The following is a 20,935-nucleotide window of genomic DNA, read 5'->3' as shown; positions in this document are numbered from 1 at the left end:
CGGCCTGATAATTCAAATTGGTTTTATAACGGTCTTTTTTGGTATTATCCAGCGACACAAAACAGCTACAGAGCGCGTCTGCAACGCGCCGTAACGGAGACCCTCAGCGTATGACAACCCTGGCTCACATCATGCAAGGCCTGGGGCAGACGAGTAGCCTGCCCCTGTACCAGCAACTGCAGCGCGCGCTGCGCGAAGCGATCGACAAGCGCATCCTTGGCCCCGAGGAAGCCCTGCCGGCCGAGCGCCAGCTGGCCAGCGACCTGTCCGTCTCGCGCATCACCGTGCGCAAGGCCATCGATGGCCTCGTCAACGAGGGCTTGCTGGTGCGGCGCCCCGGCTCGGGCAATTTCATCAATACGCGCATCGAGAAGAATTTCGCCAAGCTGACCTCGTTTTCCGAGGATATGCGGGCGCGCGGGCGCACGCCCCGCAGCGTGTGGCTCAAGCGCGCAGAGGGCACCGTCACGCCGGAAGAGGCCTTGCGCCTGCGGCTGTCGCCGGGCGCGCCCGTGTACCGCTTCCACCGCATCCGCTATGCGGACGAGATACCGATGTGCCTGGAGTACGCGACCATCGTCGCCAGCTGCCTGCCGGCGCTCGACGCCGTCGACGTGTCCATGTATGACGCGCTGGAACAGGCAGGCAACCGGCCCGTGCGCGCCTTGCAGCGCCTCAGCGCCTTGTTGTTGACGGGGGAACAGGCCAGCCTGCTGCAGGCGCAGGAAGGCGACGCGGGCTTGTCGGTGGAAAGACTGGGCTTTTTGCGCGATGGCCGCGCCGTGGAATTTTGCCGCTCCTACTTCCGCGGCGATATGTATGACTTCGTGGCCGAATTAAGTACCAATTAATACCAGCCGCGCGAATTTCTCAATACCCGATAACACCACTTATTGCGGTGCAATATATATACCGGCAACGCGCCTATATATGCACGGCGATGGTGCAATCATCGGCGGCGATTATGTGGCTGCGTGCGGAGAATATAAAAAAAGGGCGCATAACGCGGTTTTGCGCATTGCAGCAAAACGTGCCGTTATGCGTCAGGCGGCGGGCACCGCGCGGCGGCCCAGACACAGCAAAATCGCGCCCAGCGCCACGCACAGCCAGCCGAACAGCGGCCCCAGCCATCCCGCCCAGGTGGAGACGGACGGATGCGCCGGCAGCGGCGCCAGCAAGGTGCTGCCCGGCATGCTGCTGCTGGCCCGCTCCGCCAGTACCCGTCCATACGCATCGCTGACCGTCAGCACGCCCTCACGCGCCGCGCGCAGCACCGCGTAGCCGTTTTCCACGCCGCGCACCACGGTCATGCGCGCGCCCATCCAGGCGTCAAACTGGAAATCCCAGGCCGGCACCAGCATCGCCTGCGCCCCGGCTTTACCATATGCCAGCCCCAGCGGCGCGAAATGCATGTCCTTGCAAATGGCCAGGCCCATGGCCTGCCCCGCCACCGGCTGGACGGCATACGCGCTGCCAGCAAGAAAATCGCGCTCGGGCGGCGCCAGATGATGTTTTTGATAGCTGACGGGCGCGGCGCCATCGGGAGAAAACAGCCAGGCCAGGTTGCGCCGGCCGGCAGCGTCGTGCACGCCGATGCCCACGGTGATCCACACGCCCGTGCCGCGCGCCAGTGCGTGGAAACGCAGCCGCACGGCGTCCGCCTGCGCCGGTGTCAGCACGGCGATCTTTTCCGGCAACAACACCAGCCTGGCGCCCTGCCCGGCCAACTCTTCAACGCGGCGCACGTACTGGTCCCAGATGGCTTGCGCGCGCGCCGGCGGCGTGGCCGGGCCGATAAAGTCATCAATGGCCACCAGCCCTGCCAGCGGCCCGCCTGGTGCCGACTCGCTTGATGCCGACTCGCTTGATGCCGACACGCCCTGCACGCGCCAAGCGCCACCCGTCCACGCCACCACCAGCAACAGTGCGGTGGCGCCCGCCGCTGGCGCATACGCGCGCCCACCGGCCAGCAGCAAGGCCAGCGCGGATGGCGCCAGGCACAGCAAAAACAGCAAGCCGGGCACGCCCGCCAGGGCCGCCACCTGCAGCACGGCAACGTTATCCGCTTGCGAATACGCGAGGCTGCCCCAATTACCATCCGGCAGCAAGGCCGCCATCAAGGTATCGATGGCGACCCACAGCACGGGATACGCCAGCACCGTCCAGCCGGAGCGGTAGCGCAGCACGAGGCGCCGCGTCGCCAGCACTACCAGCAGCCATAACAGTGCCTTGACGAGCATCACGGCCAGCACGGCCGGCAAGGGCATGAGCAGGCGAAAATAGGCAACGTTGGATGACAGGCCCAGCATGGCGGCCAGGAACGTCATCCAGGCCGCATCGCGGCGCGACGAGCGCAGGGCCAGCCACAGCACGGGCAGCGGCGCCCACCAGGCCAGCCAGCCCAGCGGCTGCGGCCCCAGCACCCAGTACAGGGGCAGGCCCGCCGCCAGCGCGGCGGCGGTTTGCAACAGGCGCTGGCGCAGCGCGGTGGCGCCGGCAGCCGGGGCAGACAAGATATCGAGCATGCTCATGCTTTCAAGGGGAGCCAGATTTCCACGCCGCCGATGCCGCTGGCAGGATCGAAATGCTGGTCGTAGCGTTCAAAATCGGGCGCGTCGGCCACTTCCAGCCCGGACTGTGGCAGCCACTCGTTCCACACCGAATGCCAGGTGACGCGGATGGTGGAAATATGCCCGCGGTGGTGAAACACGGCATAGCGCTGCGGCGCGATGCGCAGCCGCGTCCAGCCGTCGGGGGCCTGGGAAAAGTCGCTCACCGGCATGGCGCACAGGTAATCGAAATTGCCCGCATCGTCATTGTTGCAGCACACGCCATACACCAACTGGCCGGGCGCCACATGGGGCAGGAAGCGCTGCCACAGGGCGGGAATGCCGGCAGACGTTTCCGCGCGATAACGTTCGACCAGGCCCGCCACCAGCAAGGCGGGCCCCTGCTCAAAACGGGGCGCTTCCAGGGGCACGCCAGGCGCCACGTCCATTTTGATGGCCCCCACCAGCGCGAGGTTGGCCACATGGCGCTGGGCCCGCACTCTTTCCGGCGTCATCTGGAACTGTTCGCGGAAAGCCCGTGTAAATGCTTCGTGGGAACTGTAGCCAGCCTGCAGCGCAACACTGAGAATGTCTTGCGCGCCCTGCGCCAGCACGAGGGCGGCCTCGCTGAGCCGGCGCGCCCGCACATAACGCATCACGGAGAGGCCCGTGGCCAGGCCAAACGCGCGCGTCATGTGGCACGGCGAGGCGCCGCCCACGTGGGCGATATCACCGAGCGAGATATTCTCCGCGTAATGCGATTCGATATACCAGAGTGCCTTGGCCAGATAGTGCATGAACGCTTCCCGTTGAACGAGCAGCGACTGTAGCATTTTCAGCAAGCCGTGACTTGACCGGAATTGCGCAATACGCGCTAGCGGAACACCTGACAAAACCGTAGCGAGCGGCAGTGATTTGTGGCTGAGAAGCGCAACCGTACTGAAGTACGGTGAGCATCGCCGGCCGCAAAGCGCGACGCGCAGCAGGTTTTGACAGGTGTTCCTATTTTCTGGTGCGCTTTTCGTGGACCAGCTGGCCGCTGCTGATGCGTGCCAGCTCGGCCATCTCCTGGGCCAGGAAGGCCAGCAGGTCATCGATGCTGACGATGCCGGCAAGGCCGCCCAAGCTATTGACCACGGGCAAGCGGCGGATACCGTTGACGCGCATGCGTTCGATGATGTCGTAGACGTCTTCGTCTTCGCTGGCGGTGAGCAGTTGCGCACTCATGATGTCGCCCACCAGCAGGCTGGCGGGGTCGAGGCCCAGGGCGATGACGGAAATAACGATGTCGCGGTCGGTGAGGATGCCGATGGGGACGCGCTCGCCATTCGGCTGTTCGGCCACGATCAGGTCGCCCACATGATGCTGGCGCATCAGTAGCGCCGCGTCCTGCACGCTGGTGTCACGCTGGCAATGGATGGTGTGCAGGGTACAGATGTCGCCGATACGCATGTTGCCACTCCGTTTGAGACAGAGTGTCCACGCTACGCCAGCCCGGCGTAGCGGGTTTGAGGCAAATCAATGAAACGGGGCTTACTTTTCTTCGGGGGGCGGCAGGAAGCAGGCCTCGACGATCTGCAGGTCGTTATCCTTGGCGAATTCGCGCACGAAGTGAAACGCCATCGGCTCGATCTCGCGCAGCTTGGTGTTGACCACCACCGACTTGACGCCATTGACGACGGTCGGACGCACGTAGGGCGAATACTGGAGGTGCGCATTGCGCCCGCCACCTTCGGGATTGAAACAGGACATCACTCCACAAAGGCGCTCGGCCCAATCGCTGGGTCGGAATTGCTTGCCATTGCTGGTGAGACCAAGGATGAAGAACTCGTCTGAGAGTTCCCCTGTTTTTTGAGATAACTCGGCCATGTGGCTTGTCGGGACTGGATTGCGTGAATGGCCCCGGCGGGTAAGCCGGGCTGGTAATTCAACTACGTTTGCTGCGGTAAGCCAGTATTATATCTTATAGAAGACTTGGGTTCTACCTCGATCTGCCCTGACGCTGCAAACAGGGGCCGGCACGCGTAACGCGCCAGCCCCTATTTTAACCTTGTTCCACGCGCAAGGCGCATGGATGGCGCGTGTGCACCCGCATCAGCCGAGGAAAACGGCGCCCGACATCAACAGCAGCAGCAGCATCCACAGCAGCAAGGCGCGCCAGACCAGGCCGACCGTGCTCTGCAATGCGCGCGCGCCCGGCTCTTCGCCGGGCAGGATATCGCTTTCGCTGTCGCTGTCATCGACGGCCATGTCCGGGGTCACCAGCACACGGGCCGCCGTTTCCGCTGGCGTGCCCAGGCGTACACCCATGGCGCCGCCGCCGGCCGTCAGAATGATGCCGATGGCCTCGTCCTGCCAGCGCTGGGCGAAATTGCGCCAGGCATAGATGGCATCCTCGAAATTGCCGACCACGGCAAACGCCACGGCCGTCAGGCGCACGGGGATCCAGTCGATCCAGTAAAAGGCGCGCGCGGCGAACTGGCCGAACGCTTCATTGCGCATGTGCTCGGGTTCGTTCCAGGCGCGCGCCAGGTATTCGGCCACGCGATACATCACGGCGCAGGCAGGGCCCAGCGGCATCAGGAACCAGAAGAAGACGCCAAATACATTACGATGCGTGGTGATCAGGGCTTTTTCCACGGCGATGCGGGCGATTTCACTCGCTTCCATGCCCACCGTGTCGAGCTTGGTCCAGTCGGCCAGCAAGGTACGCGCGGTCGCTTCGTCGCCGGCGCTCAGGGCCAGCTGGATGGAGGTAAAGTAATGGCTGTAATGGCGGAAGCCCAGGGTCAGGTAGACGATGAGAACGTTCCAGGCAAAAGCCAGCAGGGTCAGCTGATAATGCTGCAAGAGCCAGTACACGCCTGCCGTCGGCAGCATCAGCACGCCGATCATGAGGAACCAGCCCATGCGGCCATGGTTGGCATGGCCGGCATTGAACCAGGTCTCCATGCGCATTGCCAGGCTCTTGATTTCGGCGTAGATCGGATTGTCCGCGCGCAAAGGTTTGAGCTGCTCGATCAGCAATGCGCAAAGTATGGAGAGAAATGTCATCAAACGTCCTTTTTGTCTTTTTCAGCAATACCGCAATGCCCGCTACGATAGCGCAGTGCCGTGCTGGAATCAAACTTATTACGTGCGCGGCATCATTTTACGCGCGCAAGAGGTGAAACAGATTGCGCAGCATGCCAGCGGTGGCGCCCCAAATGTAGAAGCGCTCGTAGGGCATGGCGTAGAACGAGCGCCGTCCGCCGGGCAATTCCACCGACAGGCGCTGGTGGTTGAGGCCATCCATGAGGAAGGCCAGCGGCACTTCGAAGATTTCCGCCACTTCGGACGGGTCGGCGCGCAGTTCGAACGGCGGCGTCACCAGGCCCACCACGGGCGTCACCTGGTAGCCGGTGCCCGTCAGGTAATCGGGCAGGTCGCCCAGCACTTCGATGTGCTCGCGCGCCAGGCCAACTTCTTCTTCCGTTTCGCGCAAGGCCGTGGCGATGGGCGACGCATCGAAGGCTTCGCTGCGCCCGCCGGGAAAGCTGACCTGGCCCGCATGGCTGCTCAGGTGGTCCGTGCGCATGGTCAGCAAGATGGTCAAACCATGCGGCCGTTGCACGAGGGGAATGAGCACGGCGGCGCGCACGGGCACGGCGCGGGCGGAGAGGAAATCCTGGGTAATCTCGGGTTGCCAGTCAGGCTGTTCGGCCAGGCGCTGGCGCAGCCAGGCGGGCGTCAGGCGCACGGCGTCCAGCGCCGCCTCACCGGCGATCGAATCGATGGCTAGTTGTTGTGGATCAAATGCGATGGTGGCCATGGCAGCTTGTCCCATTAGCAATACAGAATAAAAAAAGGGGCACCATAACCGGCACCCCTTTTCCCAACGCAGACGCTGATATTACGCGCTTGCTTTCGCCACAACGCGGCGATTTGGCAATTTTTCTTTGATACGCGCCGATTTACCCGAACGCTCACGCAGATAGTACAGCTTGGCGCGGCGAACATCACCACGGCGTTTCACTTCGATCGAAGCGATCAGCGGCGAGTACAGTTGGAACGTACGCTCGACGCCTTCGCCGGACGAGATCTTACGAACGATAAAGTTCGAGTTCAGGCCACGGTTACGACGGGAGATAACGACGCCTTCGTAAGCCTGGGCGCGCTTGCGCGTACCTTCGACTACGTTGACGCTGACGATAACGGTATCGCCTGGTGCGAAGTCAGGAATGGTTTTACCCAGACGAGCAATTTCTTCCTGCTCTAATTGTTGAATCAAGTCCATTTTTAACACTCCGAAAACCATCATGCCGGCGCACTGTGGATAGCAAGTATCCGCCCGGTAGAGGATGGGTAACACAATTTGGGCAACATGCCCGGCACTACTGACCACCCTGCCGACCGTCAGAGACGGCTTACAGGCTGGCCAAGAATTTTTCGTCGGTCTTGCTGAGCAAGCCGGCGGCGCGTGCGCTGACCAGCAGGTCAGGCCGCTTCGTCGCGGTCGCTTCCAGCATGCGCTGGCGGCGCCACTTGACGATCTCGGCATGATTGCCACCCATCAAGACGGGCGGCACGGCCATGCCTTCATATGTTTCCGGCCGCGTATAGTGCGGCGAATCGAGCAAGCCATTGACGAAGCTATCCTCGATGGCTGATGCCTCGGTGTTCAAGACACCCGGCAACAGGCGAATCACCGCATCCATCAGTGCCATGGCGGGCAATTCACCGCCCGACAGGACAAAGTCGCCGACGCTGATTTCTTCGTCGACGCAACGGTCCAGCAAACGCTGGTCCACGGCTTCATAGCGGCCACACAGGATCACCAAACCAGGTTCGGCTTTCAGTTGCGTGACGCGCTCGTGCGTCAGCGCACGACCTTGCGGCGACATGAACACCACGCGGGGCGCCGCCAGGCCGAGTTCGGTCTGGCGTTGCTTGGCGGCATTAATTGTCGCTTCGAGGGGACGCGCCATCATCACCATGCCGGGGCCGCCGCCATACGGGCGGTCATCCACGGTACGGTGATTGTCGGTCGTGAAATCACGGGGATTCCACAGCGACAAGCCACATTTCCCCTGCTCGAAGGCGCGCCGGGTCACACCCGACTGCGTCAGCGCAGCAAACATTTCCGGGAACAGGGTCACGACATCAAATTGCATCGTTCACCATCCTGCAATGTTTGCCCGGCGCAAAATTATGCGCAGGCGGTTTAATAATCGAGGCCCCAGTCGACCGTGATCTTGTTGGCGGTCTTGTCAACGTTAATGACAAACTGGCCAACAAACGGGATCAGGCGCTCAGGCGCCTTTTCAACTGTCTCATCGGCAGCGGCCACGGGCGTAACGCGCAAGATCGACTGCGGACCATTGCTCATCATGTCGTGCACTGTGCCGAGGCACTCGCCTTGCAAATTCTCGACTGTCAGTCCGATCAGATCGGACCAATAAAATTCATCGGCCGTCAGCGTCGGGAAATGGCTACGCGGAATTTGCACAGAGACGCCTTTCAGCGCTTCTGCGGCATCCCGCCCGACCACACCCACCAGCTGGGCCACGACGTCGCCGCCGTGTAACTTCGCTTGCCTGACTTCAACATCATGCAAGGTCGGTTTATCAAACCACCAGGTTTTAACGCTTAATAATGCATCCGCGTCGTCGGAGAAAGGAGTGATCCTGACCCCGCCAGCAATGCCATAAGCACCGGAGACATAGCCTACCTGTACCAGGTCATCGGGGACTTTCACCCCGGATGCAGTCTTGACCGTCAAACCAGTGATCTAATTAAGCTGCTGCTTTGTTGTTGCTGGCAACCAGGCGAGCAACGGTTGGCGACAATTGTGCGCCAACGCCTTGCCAGTAGGCCAGACGGTCTGCGGTGATACGCAGTGGAACTTCGCCACCTTGCGCCATCGGGTTGTAAAAACCGATACGCTCAATGAAGCGACCATCGCGGCGATTGCGCGAATCTGTAGCGACGATGTTGAAGAACGGGCGCTTCTTGGCGCCTCCACGAGCTAAACGAATAACGACCATAATATTTCCAAAAAGTGTGCTGAGGCGGAAAAAGCCGCAAATTATAGCGCGCTTTACCGCCAGGCAGCAAGCGTTATGATGACGGGCGTGTAATTTGGGCTAATCAAACATTATGACCAGTCATGACCGAAGACGCAATAGGCGTCTGCGCCTATCGTGCCGGCCATGACTGGAAATCAGGCCAAATCATTGTATAAACGCCACAGGAAAGTGCTATCGTTGTGCGAGACAATGACCGATACTGGCAATCTTTACCGATGAGCAACTCTGGAGTCCCATGACCACCGCTACCATTTTGCAACAGTCGCACAAGAACAAGGCCTTCACTACCTTGCTGGCCTTCCTGCTGGGCATGCTGGGCGCACACCGCTTCTACCTGCATGGCAGCAAAGACCGCTGGGGCTGGCTGCACCTGGCCGCCCTGCCCGCCTCCCTGCTGCTGCGCCAGCTGCTTCCCGAGGCCGACTGGTTTTACCAGCTATTGCCGCTGACCCTGTCCGCCCTGGTCGGCTTCCTGGAAGCGCTGGTGCTGGGCCTGATGCCGGACGACAAGTGGGATGCGCGCTACAACGCCGCGTCCGGCCGCCTGTCGGACACGGGCTGGCCCCTGGCTGTGGTGCTGGTTGCCACCTTGATGCTCGGTGCGGGCGTGCTGATCGCCACCATGGCGCGCCTGTTCGACTTGCTGTACACAGGCGGCGCCTACGGTTAATTTCTGCACGGAAATGGCACCAGCTATTGCCTCGCGCACGCACATGTAAGTGTTGGTAAGCAATCATGATTTTCACCTATACTGCATTCACAATGCCGACATTACTGGCATATTCCACACCCCTAGGAGAAGATCATGATTCGTCGCCCACTCATCCTCGCAGTGGCCATCACGGCCCTGTTCAGCACCTCCGCCTTCGCGCAAAACCTGTCGCCGAAGGCGCAATACACCTACGACACGAAGCAAGCGAACACGCGCTACGCGGACGACAAGAAATTGTGCGCAGAAGAAAGCAGCTCGAAAGCCCGCATGCAGTGCTTGCGCGACGCCAAGAGCGAATACGACCAGGCCATCATCAATGCCAAGGCCGCACAGAAAGCGGGCAATTCCTACGCCAGCCAGCCTTCCAAGCAGCCACAACACCAGATCTGCGCCGATTGCGGCAAGGTGCTGGCAGTCAATGTCGCCGAGAAGGCCGGTGAAGGTGGCGCGCTGGGCATGATCGGCGGCGGTGTGGCCGGCGCCCTGCTGGGCCGCCAGGTCGGTGGCGGACGCGGCAAGGACCTGGCCACCCTGGCCGGCGCCGCTGGCGGCGCGTATGCCGGCAAGCAAGTCGAAGGCCACATGAAAAATGCCAAGACCTGGACCGTCACCGTGCAATACGAAACGGGCGCCAAGGCCGACTTCGCGTTTGACCAGGATCCGGGGCTGGCCGCTGGCGACCTCGTACGCAATTCCGGCAATGGCATTGCCAGAAGGTAAGCTGAACCCAAAAGCAAGGACTGGGGTCGGACCCTCAGGGTCCGACCCCGGCATTTGCAGTTGGGTTAGCTAAGCTTAAAACTGCTCTTCCGACAAGGCCATCACACCGGCGCTGCCGTCGATGATGGTGGCGCGCAAGCCTGGCGCTTGCGACAGGATGTGGTCGGCAAAGAAGCGCGCCGTGGCGATTTTTGCCTTGTAGAACGCCGCGTCGCCGCTGCCTTCTCCCAGCCTTTGCTGCGCCACCACGGCCGCGCGCGCCATTTGCCAGCCGCCCAGCACGATGCCGGCCAGCTTCAGATACGGCACGCTGCCCGCAAACACGGCCTTGATGTCCGTCTTCATGTTCGCCACCACGTACTCGACCACCGCTTCAAGCGCGGCGCTGCCTTCGGCCAGGTGGCGCTGCATGGCCTGGAAGTCGGCGCCGGAGAGCTCGCCCAACTGGGCTTCCGTGGCGCGCACCTGGGCGATGATGGCTTTCGCCACGGCGCCGCCGTCGCGCACCGTCTTGCGGCCCACGAGGTCGTTCGCCTGGATCGCCGTCGTGCCTTCGTAGATCGTCAGGATCTTGGCGTCACGGTAATGCTGGGCAGCGCCTGTTTCTTCAATGAAACCCATGCCGCCATGCACTTGCACGCCGTCGCGCGTGACATCCTGCGACATTTCCGTGGCCCAACCCTTGATCACGGGCACCAGGTATTCATACGTCGCCAGGCTTTCCGCGCGCACTTCGGCCTCCGGATGGTGGTGCGCCACGTCGCTGATGGCCGCGCCCACGTAGGCCAGCGCACGCGCCGCCTCCGTCTGCGAGCGCATCGACATCAGCATGCGGCGTACGTCCGGGTGGTGGATGATGGAAACGGGACCGGGCGAGCCGGCCAGGTCGCGCGACTGCACGCGGTCCTTGGCGAACGCCACCGCCTGCTGGTAAGCGCGCTCGGCCAGGCCGATGCCCTGCAAGCCGACACCGAAACGGGCCGCATTCATCATGATGAACATGTATTCGAGACCGCGGTTTTCCTCGCCCACCAGGGTGCCGATGGCGCCGCCGTGGTCGCCGAACTGCAGCACGGCCGTCGGGCTGGCCTTGATGCCCAGCTTGTGCTCGATCGACACGCAATGCGCGTCGTTGCGCGCACCCAGGCTGCCGTCCGCATTGACGAGGAATTTCGGCACGATGAACAGCGAAATGCCTTTCACGCCTGCGGGCGCGTCCGGCGTGCGGGCCAGCACCAGATGGACGATGTTTTCCGCCATGTCGTGCTCGCCATACGTGATGAAAATCTTCGTGCCAAACACTTTATAGGTGCCATCGCCCTGCGGCACGGCGCGCGTGCGCACGGCGGCCAGGTCGGAACCGGCTTGCGGCTCGGTCAGGTTCATGGTGCCCGTCCACTTGCCCGACACCAGGTTTTCCAGGTAGACCGCCTTTTGCTCATCGCTGCCGGCCGTCAGCAGCGCTTCGATGGCGCCGTCCGACAACAGCGCGACCAGGGCAAACGAGATGCTGGCGGAATTGAGCATTTCGATGCACGGCGTGGCCAGCAGCTTGGGCAAACCCTGGCCGCCGAATTCGGTCGGATGCTGCACGCCTTGCCAGCCCGCTTCGCCATACGCCTTGAAGGCTTCCTTGAAGCCTTTCGAGGTGGTCACTTGCCCGTCGTGCCAGAAACTCGGATCCTTGTCGCTGGGCCAGTTCAGGGGGGCCACCACGGCGCCGCAGAATTTGGCGTTCTCTTCCAGCACGGCTTCGGCCGTGTCGGGCGTGGCGTCTTCGCAGCCAGGCAAAGTATGGATTTCGGCCAGGCCGGCCAGTTCGTTCATGACGAACAACATATCTTTCAGCGGGGCTTGATAGCTCATCTATTTCTCCAAGAAAAAAGCCACGCGCGGCTCGCCGTGTGGGGCGGGCCGGCGTGGCTCTGTCAGTAACAAAACCGGAAGGGGTTTAATTAACCCAGTTCTTTGACCAGTTGCGGCACGATCTCGAACAGATCGCCCACGATGCCGTAGTCAGCCACGGCAAAGATCGGTGCTTCCGGATCCTTGTTGATGGCGACGATGGTTTTCGAGTCTTTCATGCCGGCCAGATGCTGGATCGCGCCCGAGATACCGACGGCGATGTACAGCGATGGCGCGACGATCTTGCCCGTCTGGCCCACTTGCCAGTCGTTCGGCACGAAACCGGCGTCGACGGCGGCGCGCGAAGCACCCATGGCGGCGCCCAGCTTGTCGGCCAGCGGCTCCAGGATGTGGAAGTTCTCGGCCGAACCCATGCCACGGCCGCCCGACACGATGATTTTCGCGGCGGTCAGTTCAGGACGGTCGGACTTGGCCAGCTCGCGGCCCACGAAGGCCGATTTGCCGGCATCGGCAACGGCGGCGACGGTTTCGGTGGCAGCCGAACCGCCGGTGGCGGCAGCGGCGTCGAAACCGGTGGTGCGCACGGTGATGACCTTGACCTTGTCGCCAGATTGCACGGTGGCAATGGCGTTACCGGCGTAGATCGGACGCTCGAACGTGTCAGGCGAGTCGACCTTGGTGATTTCCGAGATTTGCGCCACGTCCAGCTTGGCAGCGACGCGCGGCAGGATGTTCTTGCCGTAGGCGGTGGCTGGCGCCAGGATGTGGCTGTAGTTGCCGGCGATGGCCAGCACTTGCTCGGCCACGTTTTCGGCCAGGCCGTCGGCGAAGTATGGCGCGTCGGCCACGATGACTTTCGTCACGCCGGCGATTTGCGCGGCGGCAGCGGCGGCAGCCGAGGCGTTCGAACCTGCGACGAGCACGTGCACGTCGCCGCCGCACTGGGCAGCTGCGGTCACGGTGTGGTGGGTGCTACCCTTTAAGGTAGCGTTGTCGTGTTCAGCAATAACTAATGCGACCATGATTATTCCTAGTAATGTGCAAGTGCCGGGGGTCGGACCTTCCAGGTCTGACCCCAGTTTTTGTCTTGGGGTATGTTTAAATAACCTTGGCTTCGGTACGCAGCTTGGCGACCAGCGTAGCGACGTCCGGTACCTTGATGCCGGCCGAGCGCTTGGCTGGCTCGACGACTTTCAGGGTCTTCAGGCGTGGCGCGACGTCGACGCCCAGGTCTTCCGGCTTGACGGTCTCGAGCGGCTTTTTCTTGGCCTTCATGATGTTCGGCAAGGTCACATAGCGTGGCTCGTTCAGACGCAGGTCGGTGGTGATGATCGCTGGCAAGGTCAATGCCAGGGTTTCCAGGCCGCCGTCGACTTCGCGGGTGACGGTGACTTTGCCGTCTTCCAGCACGACTTTCGAGGCGAACGTGGCTTGCGGCCAACCCAGCAGGGCAGCGAGCATCTGGCCGGTCTGGTTGCTGTCGTCATCGATGGCTTGCTTGCCCAGGATGATCAATTGCGGCTGCTCTTTCTCGGCCAGGGCTTTCACCAGCTTGGCCACGGCCAGCGGTTCCAGTTCGGTCGTCGTTTCCACCAGGATGCCGCGGTCGGCGCCAATGGCCATGGCGGTGCGCAGGGTTTCCTGGCACTGCGTCACGCCGCAGGAGATGGCGACCACTTCAGTGACCTTGCCGCCCTCTTTCAGGCGCATCGCTTCTTCCAGCGCGATCTCATCGAAAGGGTTCATCGACATTTTGACGTTGGCGGTATCGACGCCAGTGCCGTCACTCTTGACGCGGACTTTGACGTTATAGTCGACCACGCGTTTGACGGGTACCAAGACTTTCATAGCTATGCCTTTGGGAAATTATAAAAATGACGGATCAAGTGCTGATTGTGCGTTCGATTATAAGAGAAATTTGAATCCTGAACCGAATTTAAGCACGATCGTGCGATTTTTTGTTAGAGCAAACCATCTAAACTGTCCAGCTTCGGGGATTTCAGGGGAGTCTGCCGCTACGCTGCAGGGCAGCAAAAAAGCCGGCAAGGGAAGGAAAACCAGGCCGCGCCACGGCGGCCCCGGCTGGCAGAATTATTTGCGTTGCATCAGGAAGACGAATTCGGTACCCGTCTGCACATGCGACAGCAGGGCATTGCCCGTTTGCTTGGCGAAAGCCTGAAAGTCACGCACGGAACCGGGATCGGTTGCCATGATGCGCAGCACTTCCCCACTCTGCAGCTCTGACAAAGCCTTTTTCGCCTTCAGAATCGGCAACGGGCAATTCAAGCCGCGCGCGTCGAGTTCTTTGTGAAATTCCATAATCTCGGTATCAAGTAGTGTGTCGCTCATCATCAATATCCCACCATTGTTTTGTTGTACTGATTTTCGACATACTACTCTAAATCAGGGGCATTGACGCGCTGCACCAAAATAGTTCATCGGCTGTTGTGGGGTCACAACGGGATTCCAAAAGAAATAACGGCCCGCAAACATCGTCTGCGGGCCGTTTTCAAGGGGCTGTGGGGCGCAAACCCCGCATGTCCTCTAGCTTACGCCTGTGTCGCGCGTTCGCCGATCCAGGCCGGTACGCCGGCCAGGGCATTCGCCAGACCACTCGGATCGGTACCGCCCGCTTGCGCCATATCGGGGCGTCCGCCGCCTTTTCCGCCCACTTGCTGTGCAACGAAGTTCACCAGTTCGCCCGCTTTGACACGGGAAGTGGCGTCCGCCGTGACGCCGGCGATCAGGCTGACCTTGCCATCCGTCACGCTGGCCAGCACGATGGCAGCCGTCTTCAGCTTGTCTTTCAGCTTGTCCATGGTTTCGCGCAGACGGGCCACGTCGGCGCCATCGAGCACGGCGGCCAGCACCTTGATGCCGTTCACATCGACGGCTTGCGTAACCAGCTCATCGCCCTGGCCGGAAGCCAGTTTCGATTTCAGCGCAGCCAGTTCCTTCTCCAGCGCCTTCACATGGTCTTGCACCTGTCCGATACGGGCAGTCAGCTCTTCCGGCTGCGCCTTCAGCGCTTGCGCTGCTTCGACCAGGCGGCGGTTGATGGTTTGCACCAGCGCCAGCGCGCCCTCGCCCGTCACCGCTTCCACGCGGCGAATGCCGGCGGCCACGCCGCTTTCGCCGATGATCTTGAACAGGCCGATATCGCCCGTGCGCTGCACGTGGACGCCGCCGCACAGCTCTTTCGAGCTGCCGATGTCGAGCACGCGCACTTCGTCGCCGTATTTCTCGCCGAACAGGGCCATCGCGCCATGCTTGACGGCGTCGTCAAACGACATCAAATGGGCTTGCGTGGCGCGGTTTTCCAGGATCTCTTTATTGACGATGGTTTCCACGGCGACGATCTGTTCCGCCGTCATCGGCGCATGGTGGCTGAAGTCGAAACGGGTTTTGTCCGGGTCGACCAGCGAGCCCTTTTGCGCCACGTGGCTGCCCAGCACTTCGCGCAGGGCCTTGTGCATCAAGTGCGTGGCCGAGTGGTTGCGGATGGTGCGCGCGCGCTTGGCCGTATCGACTTGCGCCGAGACGGCGTCGCCCACTTTCAATACACCGGACTCCAGCACGCCGTGGTGGCCGAACACGTCCGCCTGGATTTTCAGCGTGTCGCTGACGGCAAAGCTGCCGGCGCCCGAGGCGATCACGCCCTGGTCGCCCACCTGGCCGCCCGATTCCGCGTAGAACGGCGTGGTGTCGAGCACGACGATGCCTTCCTGGCCCGCCTTCAGTTCCGTGACCGGCGTGCCGGCCGCGTACAGCGCCACGACCTTGCCGCTGAACGTCAATTGATCGTAGCCGACGAATGTGTTTTTCTCGCCCGTGTACTCGACCTTGCTGTCCTTGTGCGTTTTGCCGCCCTTGCGCGACAGTTCCTGGCTTTCCTTCAGGGCCGCGTCGTAGCCCACCTGGTCGAACGTGATGTTGCGTTCGCGGCAGATGTCGGCCGTCAGGTCCGGCGGGAAGCCATACGTTTCGTACAAAGTAAACGCGGTGGCGCCGTCGATGCCCGTGGCATCCTTGGCCAGCTGCGCTTCCAGCACTTTCATGCCCGTTTCCAGGGTTTCGCCGAAACGCTCTTCTTCGGCTTTGAGCATGTTGGCGACGTTGTCTTTCGCGTCTTCCAGCTCCGGATAGGCGCCGCCCATCTCGATGGCCAGGTCAGCGACCAGCTTGTAGAAGAACGGTTTCGTCTGGCCCAGCTTGTGGCCATGGCGCAGGGCGCGGCGGATGATGCGGCGCAAGACATACGCGCGGCCTTCGCTGCCCGGAATGACGCCGTCGACGATCATGAAGGCGGCGGAGCGGATGTGGTCGGCGATCACGCGCAGCGACTTGTTTTCCAGATCCGTGGCGCCCGTTTCGCGCGCGGCGGCGCGGATCAAATGCTGGAACAGGTCGATCTCATAGTTCGAATGCACGTGCTGCAGCACGGCGGCCAGGCGCTCCATGCCCATGCCCGTGTCGACGCACGGCTTCGGCAACTTGTGCATGACGCCCGCTTCGTCGCGGTTGAACTGCATGAACACCAGGTTCCAGATTTCAATGAAACGGTCGCCATCTTCGTCCGGCGAGCCCGGCGGGCCACCAGGAATGTCGGCGCCGTGGTCGTAGAAGATTTCCGTGCACGGACCGCATGGGCCCGTATCCGCCATCTGCCAGAAATTGTCCGACGCGTAGCGCGCCCCCTTGTTGTCGCCGATGCGGATGATGCGCTCGACGGGCACGCCGATTTCTTTCGCCCAGATGTCGTACGCTTCGTCATCTTCGATGTAGACGGTGACGGTCAGTTTGTCAGCCGGCAAGCCATACACCTTGGTCAGCAGTTCCCACGCGTATTGAATCGCGTCGCGCTTGAAATAGTCGCCGAAGCTGAAGTTGCCCAGCATTTCAAAGAAGGTATGGTGGCGCGCCGTGTAGCCGACGTTTTCCAGATCGTTGTGCTTGCCGCCGGCGCGCACGCAGCGCTGCACCGAGGTGGCACGCGTGTACGGACGGCTGTCCGTGCCCGTAAACACATCCTTGAATTGCACCATGCCGCTGTTCGTCAACAGCAAGGTCGGATCGTTGCCTGGCACCAGGGAGCTGGAACGGACGATGGAATGGCCCTTGGATTCGAAAAATTTGAGGAACTTGTCGCGGATTTCAGATGATTTCATGTTTTTTTGGCAAAAAGTGGCGGCAGCTTTAAAGGGAAGATTATACGTGATATGGGGTGCGGCAATGACGGCTGGCCAGGGCATTGTTGCGCCCGTGCCAACATCGACAGCCTGCCAGCTCAGGCCGGGTCGTGGTGGCTGGCACAAGCGTGCACAGTGGCGGCAACGGCGGCGCTCCCCGCTGCGGCCGTGGCGCCGGCGGCGGTATTGCAGTCGGCGCAGCGGCCGTACAGGGTCAGTTCGTGGCGCTCGACGACAAAGCCTTGCGGCGCCATGCGCTTCAAGTCGCCCGGGCAATCATGCACGTCGAACACGCGCTGGCAGGTGGTGCACTGGAAATGGTGGTGGTGATGATTGGCGGCCGTGTTCGACTCGTAGCGCGGGTTTTCGCCCGGCAAGGTCACCACGTGCACTTTTTCTTCCAGCACCAGCGATTTTAAATTGCGGTAAACGGTGGCGATGCCCAGCTGCGTCACTTGCAAGCTGGCCTGCTCGAGAATTTCCTGCGCCGACAGGGGGCGCTGGGCCGACTCGATGGCGGCTTGTATAGCGGTTTTTTGACGTGTTGTGCGTTCCATAGCCGACAGAATACACCATCCGCCTGCATCTCCTGCCCGGAAAACTGTCACACAGTAATGATAATGGGTTATCATTATCATCTTCGGGCAGTCACCCCATCCGGCAAGCGCCTGCCCAAACCCCGCAAACACCGATAGCCGATAAAGGAACTCTTGCCCATGTCCGTCCGTCCTCAACAACCAACTCCCCTCGCGCTGGCCATCATGTTGGCCTTTGCCGCCCCTGCCAGCGCCCTGGCGCAGCAAACCGCCACCTTGCCAGCCGTCACCGTTTCGGCCAGCGCCCTGGCCCTGGGCAGCGACGACATGAGCACGCCAGTGACCGTACTGGAAGGCGAAGCACTGGTGCTGGCAAGGGCTGCGACCCTGGGCGAGACCCTGGCGGGACAACCCGGCATCACCTCCAGCCATTTCGGCGCCGGCGCCAGCCGTCCCATCATCCGCGGCATGGATGGCCCGCGCGTCAAGGTGTTGTCCGACGGCGCCGAAGTGCAGGATGCGTCGACCATCAGCCCCGACCATGCTGTCGCGGCCGAGCCGATGCTGTCGGAACAGATTGAAGTCTTGCGCGGCCCGTCCGCGCTGGCCTATGGCGGCGGCGCCGTCGGCGGCGTCGTCAATGTGATCGACAAGAAAATCCCCACGCGCGTGCCAGCAAAAGGTTTCGAAGGCAGCGCGGAAGTGCGCGCCAATTCGGCCGCGCGCGAAAAAGCGGGCGCCTTTGAAGTGACTGGCGGCTCCGGCAACATCGCTTTCCACGCGGAAGGCGTCAAGCGCGATGCGAAGGAATACAAGGTCGGCAGCGGCTGGGAAGGCGGCTCCAAGGTGGCCGGCAGCTACAACAAGACGGACACGGGCAGCGTGGGCGTGTCGTGGGTGGGTCAACGCGGCTTCCTGGGCCTGGCCTTCACCAGCCAGCACGCGGAATACGGCTTGCCTGGCCACAACCATGAATTCGCAAGCTGCCACCCGCATGGCACGCACCTGCATTGCGGCGGCCACGAAGGCCACGACCACGGTGCTGAAGAGGAACATGACCACGACCACGAAGATGGTGCCGTTCCCTACGTAAAACTGAAGAGCGAGCGCTGGGATGTGCGCGGCGAATTGCGCGATCCCGTGCCCGGCTTCGCCAAGCTGCGCCTGCGCGCCGCGTTCACCGACTACAAGCACGACGAAATCGAAGGCACGGAAATTGCCACCACGTTCAAGAACAAGGGCCACGACGCGCGCCTGGAAATGGAACACCATCCCGTCTTCGGCTGGCGCGGCGTGGTGGGCCTGCAAACATCGAAGCGCGATTTCTCCGCCCTGGGCGAAGAAGCGTATGTAGCGCCAACGGTGACCAAAAAACACGCGGCCTTCCTGGTGGAAGAATACAAGCTCGACCAATGGCGCTTCGAGGCTGGCTTGCGCCACGAATGGCAAGACATCACGGTCGACAGCGCCACCTTGCAGGACCGCAGCGCCAAGGGCACGTCCGTGTCGCTGGGCGCCGTGTGGAAATTCGCGCCCCAGTATTCCCTGGGGTCGACCATCTCGCGCACGCACCGTTTGCCCAGCGCCGAGGAATTGTATGCGCACGGCGTGCACATGGCCACGGCCACGTATGAACTGGGCAATCAAAACCTGGGCAAGGAAACGTCGAACAATATCGACCTGACCTTGCGCAAATATGCAGGCGCCACGACCTTCTCGGCCAGCGCTTACCGCAACAAGGTCGACAACTACATCTTCGGCTCCACGCTGGATAACCACGAAGGCTTCCAGCTGATCCAGTACGCCCAGCGCGACGCCACGTTTACGGGCGTGGAAGGGCAAATCCGCCAGCAGCTGAACCCCATGTTCGGCGCCAGCGTGTTCGGCGATTACGTCAGGGCCAAGCTGGCCGACGGTGGCGCAGGCAACAATAAAAACTTGCCGCGCATCCCAGCCCAGCGCGTCGGCGTGAAGCTTGACGCCAGCTGGCAAGCGTGGAGCGGCGTGGCCGAGCTCTACCGCGTGGGCAAGCAGGATAAAGTGGCGGCGTTTGAAACGGCAACCCCGGGCTACAACATGCTGAACCTGTCCGCCAACTACGACACCCGCATCGGCACGACGCCGGCCCAGTTCTACATCAAGGCGAACAACCTGACGAATGAACTGGCGTACAGCCATACTTCATTCATCAAGAATGCGGCGCCTTTGATGGGGCGCAATGTCACCGTCGGCATGCGCGTGACTTTCTAAGCTGTTTGAAACGTAGGTCGGCTTAGCGCGCAAGCGCGTAAGCCGACAACACCAATAACGTCAACAATGTTGTCGGATTACGCGGGGCTTTGCCCCGCTAATCCGACCTACGCCATGGATGGAATAATATCGATCCGGTCCGTGCAAAACCCATCCACGCCCCAGGCCAGCAGTTCGCTGGCCCGTTCCGGGGTGTTGACGGTGTAGCAGAACAGCCCGTATCCTGCCGCCTTTACCTCTCGCGCCAGTTCCGGCGTCAGCTGCTGATGGTCGCAATGAATCGCCGCCACGTCCAGCTCCTTTGACTTTTGCGCCCAATCAGATGGTATCGCTTCGACCAGCCAGCCGCGCGCCAGTTCCGGTGCCGCCTGACGCGCCGCTTCCAGTGCGGCGATGCTGAACGACGATAGCAGCGGCAATAACTCTCCTGCAGCAATTTCCTTCGCGAAATAATCGCGCGTGGTCCGCGCCACCGCCGCGCCCGTGGCCACGTCAACGCCGGGTGCCGGCTTGATTTCGACATTCATCCAGATGCGCTGCGCCTTGCAATACGCCACCACGGCGTCAAACGTGGGCACGCCTTCGCCCGCGAACTGCGGGCCGAACCAGGCGCCCGCTTCCATGGCGCCCAGCTGCGCGGCCGTGTAATCGTTGACATGGCCGCTGCCGGCCACCGTGCGGCCCAGCTCCGGGTCATGCACGACGACGGGCACGCCGTCGGACGCCAGCATGACGTCGAACTCCACGGCGCGGTAGCCGTAGGCCAGGCCGCAGCGCAGGGCGGCCAGGGTATTTTCAGGCGCCAGGGTACCGCCGCCGCGGTGCGCCAGGGTGCGTGGGTAGGGCCACATGCTGTTCCTTTATCGTGATGAGGTTGTCGATCAAGACGTCGTGCCATCATCGCGCGCAAGCGCCACTGTGTAAAGGACACGATCAGGCGATTGGCGCCACATCCGCACAGTTTCGTCGCAACCGCGTTGCGCCCGCGTGCAGAGCCGCCCATAATTGCCGCATTGCCAACCCGAGCGCCCACCTGAAAGCAGTC

21 protein-coding genes are annotated in these 20,935 nt (G+C 62.0%); 4 read left to right on the top strand and 17 right to left on the bottom strand.

The features are described 5' to 3' along the window. Window positions 1-110: 110 nt before the first annotated feature. Window positions 111-851: a GntR family transcriptional regulator gene (locus C8C92_RS07455; RefSeq protein ID WP_071079073.1), complete on the top strand. Its 741-nt coding sequence runs from the start codon at window positions 111-113 to the stop codon at window positions 849-851. A gap of 192 nt (window positions 852-1,043) precedes the next feature. On the opposite strand, the gene C8C92_RS07450 is transcribed toward C8C92_RS07455, so the two are convergent. The 10 genes from C8C92_RS07450 to rpsP form a co-directional block, all read right to left on the bottom strand. Then, window positions 1,044-2,525: a carbon-nitrogen hydrolase family protein gene (locus tag C8C92_RS07450; protein ID WP_165829315.1), complete on the bottom strand. Its 1,482-nt coding sequence runs from the start codon at window positions 2,523-2,525 to the stop codon at window positions 1,044-1,046. Between the two features lie 2 nt (window positions 2,526-2,527). Next, window positions 2,528-3,346 (bottom strand): AraC family transcriptional regulator, encoded by an 819-nt coding sequence (locus C8C92_RS07445; RefSeq protein ID WP_099760357.1) that lies wholly within the window; start codon window positions 3,344-3,346, stop codon window positions 2,528-2,530. Window positions 3,347-3,551: 205 nt separating this feature from the next. Next, window positions 3,552-4,001 carry a CBS domain-containing protein gene (locus C8C92_RS07440; RefSeq protein WP_099760358.1) on the bottom strand — a complete coding sequence of 150 codons (450 nt, stop codon included), beginning with the start codon at window positions 3,999-4,001 and terminating at the stop codon, window positions 3,552-3,554. Window positions 4,002-4,082: 81 nt separating this feature from the next. Continuing rightward, window positions 4,083-4,418: a DUF3579 domain-containing protein gene (locus C8C92_RS07435; RefSeq protein ID WP_029496213.1), complete on the bottom strand. Its 336-nt coding sequence runs from the start codon at window positions 4,416-4,418 to the stop codon at window positions 4,083-4,085. A gap of 225 nt (window positions 4,419-4,643) precedes the next feature. Then, window positions 4,644-5,603: a CobD/CbiB family protein gene (locus C8C92_RS07430; RefSeq protein ID WP_096234185.1), complete on the bottom strand. Its 960-nt coding sequence runs from the start codon at window positions 5,601-5,603 to the stop codon at window positions 4,644-4,646. A gap of 97 nt (window positions 5,604-5,700) precedes the next feature. After that, on the bottom strand, window positions 5,701-6,360 hold the full coding sequence (locus C8C92_RS07425) for a CoA pyrophosphatase (protein WP_099760359.1): 660 nt from the start codon (window positions 6,358-6,360) through the stop codon (window positions 5,701-5,703). An 81-nt stretch (window positions 6,361-6,441) separates the two neighbouring features. After that, complete coding sequence (gene rplS / locus C8C92_RS07420; protein ID WP_071079077.1) at window positions 6,442-6,825, bottom strand: 50S ribosomal protein L19; 384 nt, start codon at window positions 6,823-6,825, stop codon at window positions 6,442-6,444. A gap of 130 nt (window positions 6,826-6,955) precedes the next feature. Then, window positions 6,956-7,702, bottom strand: coding sequence for a tRNA (guanosine(37)-N1)-methyltransferase TrmD (gene trmD / locus C8C92_RS07415; RefSeq protein ID WP_099760360.1), 747 nt, complete (start codon window positions 7,700-7,702; stop codon window positions 6,956-6,958). Window positions 7,703-7,752: 50 nt separating this feature from the next. After that, window positions 7,753-8,310 (bottom strand): ribosome maturation factor RimM, encoded by a 558-nt coding sequence (rimM, locus tag C8C92_RS07410; RefSeq protein WP_116743415.1) that lies wholly within the window; start codon window positions 8,308-8,310, stop codon window positions 7,753-7,755. 13 nt (window positions 8,311-8,323) lie between these two features. Next, window positions 8,324-8,575, bottom strand: a complete 252-nt coding sequence (gene rpsP, locus C8C92_RS07405; protein ID WP_010395524.1) for a 30S ribosomal protein S16 — start codon at window positions 8,573-8,575, stop codon at window positions 8,324-8,326. A 277-nt stretch (window positions 8,576-8,852) separates the two neighbouring features. Between rpsP and C8C92_RS07400 the strand changes: the two genes are divergently transcribed. Further along, on the top strand, window positions 8,853-9,287 hold the full coding sequence (locus C8C92_RS07400; protein WP_116743414.1) for an NINE protein: 435 nt from the start codon (window positions 8,853-8,855) through the stop codon (window positions 9,285-9,287). A 135-nt stretch (window positions 9,288-9,422) separates the two neighbouring features. Then, window positions 9,423-10,049: a glycine zipper 2TM domain-containing protein gene (locus C8C92_RS07395; RefSeq protein WP_096234180.1), complete on the top strand. Its 627-nt coding sequence runs from the start codon at window positions 9,423-9,425 to the stop codon at window positions 10,047-10,049. A gap of 75 nt (window positions 10,050-10,124) precedes the next feature. Here the strand turns inward: C8C92_RS07395 and C8C92_RS07390 are convergent, their stop codons facing one another. From C8C92_RS07390 to C8C92_RS07365, 6 genes are all read right to left on the bottom strand, one after another. Continuing rightward, entirely contained in the window at window positions 10,125-11,915 is a 1,791-nt protein-coding gene (locus tag C8C92_RS07390; protein ID WP_116743413.1) for an acyl-CoA dehydrogenase, read from the bottom strand. Window positions 11,916-12,004: 89 nt separating this feature from the next. Beyond that, complete coding sequence (locus tag C8C92_RS07385) at window positions 12,005-12,937, bottom strand: FAD-binding protein (RefSeq protein WP_077400542.1); 933 nt, start codon at window positions 12,935-12,937, stop codon at window positions 12,005-12,007. Between the two features lie 76 nt (window positions 12,938-13,013). Further along, complete coding sequence (locus tag C8C92_RS07380) at window positions 13,014-13,763, bottom strand: electron transfer flavoprotein subunit beta/FixA family protein (RefSeq protein ID WP_116743412.1); 750 nt, start codon at window positions 13,761-13,763, stop codon at window positions 13,014-13,016. A 243-nt stretch (window positions 13,764-14,006) separates the two neighbouring features. Continuing rightward, a complete protein-coding gene (locus C8C92_RS07375; RefSeq protein ID WP_225317265.1) occupies window positions 14,007-14,264 on the bottom strand; it encodes a sulfurtransferase TusA family protein in 258 nt (85 codons plus the stop codon). Between the two features lie 200 nt (window positions 14,265-14,464). Beyond that, window positions 14,465-17,083, bottom strand: a complete 2,619-nt coding sequence (gene alaS / locus C8C92_RS07370; RefSeq protein ID WP_116743411.1) for an alanine--tRNA ligase — start codon at window positions 17,081-17,083, stop codon at window positions 14,465-14,467. A gap of 119 nt (window positions 17,084-17,202) precedes the next feature. Continuing rightward, window positions 17,203-17,661 carry a transcriptional repressor gene (locus tag C8C92_RS07365; RefSeq protein WP_116743410.1) on the bottom strand — a complete coding sequence of 153 codons (459 nt, stop codon included), beginning with the start codon at window positions 17,659-17,661 and terminating at the stop codon, window positions 17,203-17,205. A gap of 204 nt (window positions 17,662-17,865) precedes the next feature. On the opposite strand from C8C92_RS07365, the gene C8C92_RS07360 reads away from it, so the two are divergent. Next, window positions 17,866-19,890 (top strand): TonB-dependent receptor, encoded by a 2,025-nt coding sequence (locus tag C8C92_RS07360; RefSeq protein ID WP_116743409.1) that lies wholly within the window; start codon window positions 17,866-17,868, stop codon window positions 19,888-19,890. Between the two features lie 107 nt (window positions 19,891-19,997). On the opposite strand, the gene ugpQ is transcribed toward C8C92_RS07360, so the two are convergent. Beyond that, window positions 19,998-20,741, bottom strand: coding sequence for a glycerophosphodiester phosphodiesterase (gene ugpQ / locus C8C92_RS07355; RefSeq protein ID WP_116743408.1), 744 nt, complete (start codon window positions 20,739-20,741; stop codon window positions 19,998-20,000). Between the last annotated feature and the right edge of the window lie 194 nt (window positions 20,742-20,935).

It is taken from the genome of Janthinobacterium sp. 78 (assembly GCF_003096775.1).
Taxonomy (GTDB): domain Bacteria; phylum Pseudomonadota; class Gammaproteobacteria; order Burkholderiales; family Burkholderiaceae_D; genus Janthinobacterium; species Janthinobacterium tructae.
Note: the sequence above shows the minus strand (reverse complement) of the source record. Positions and strands in the feature narration are given on the sequence as shown.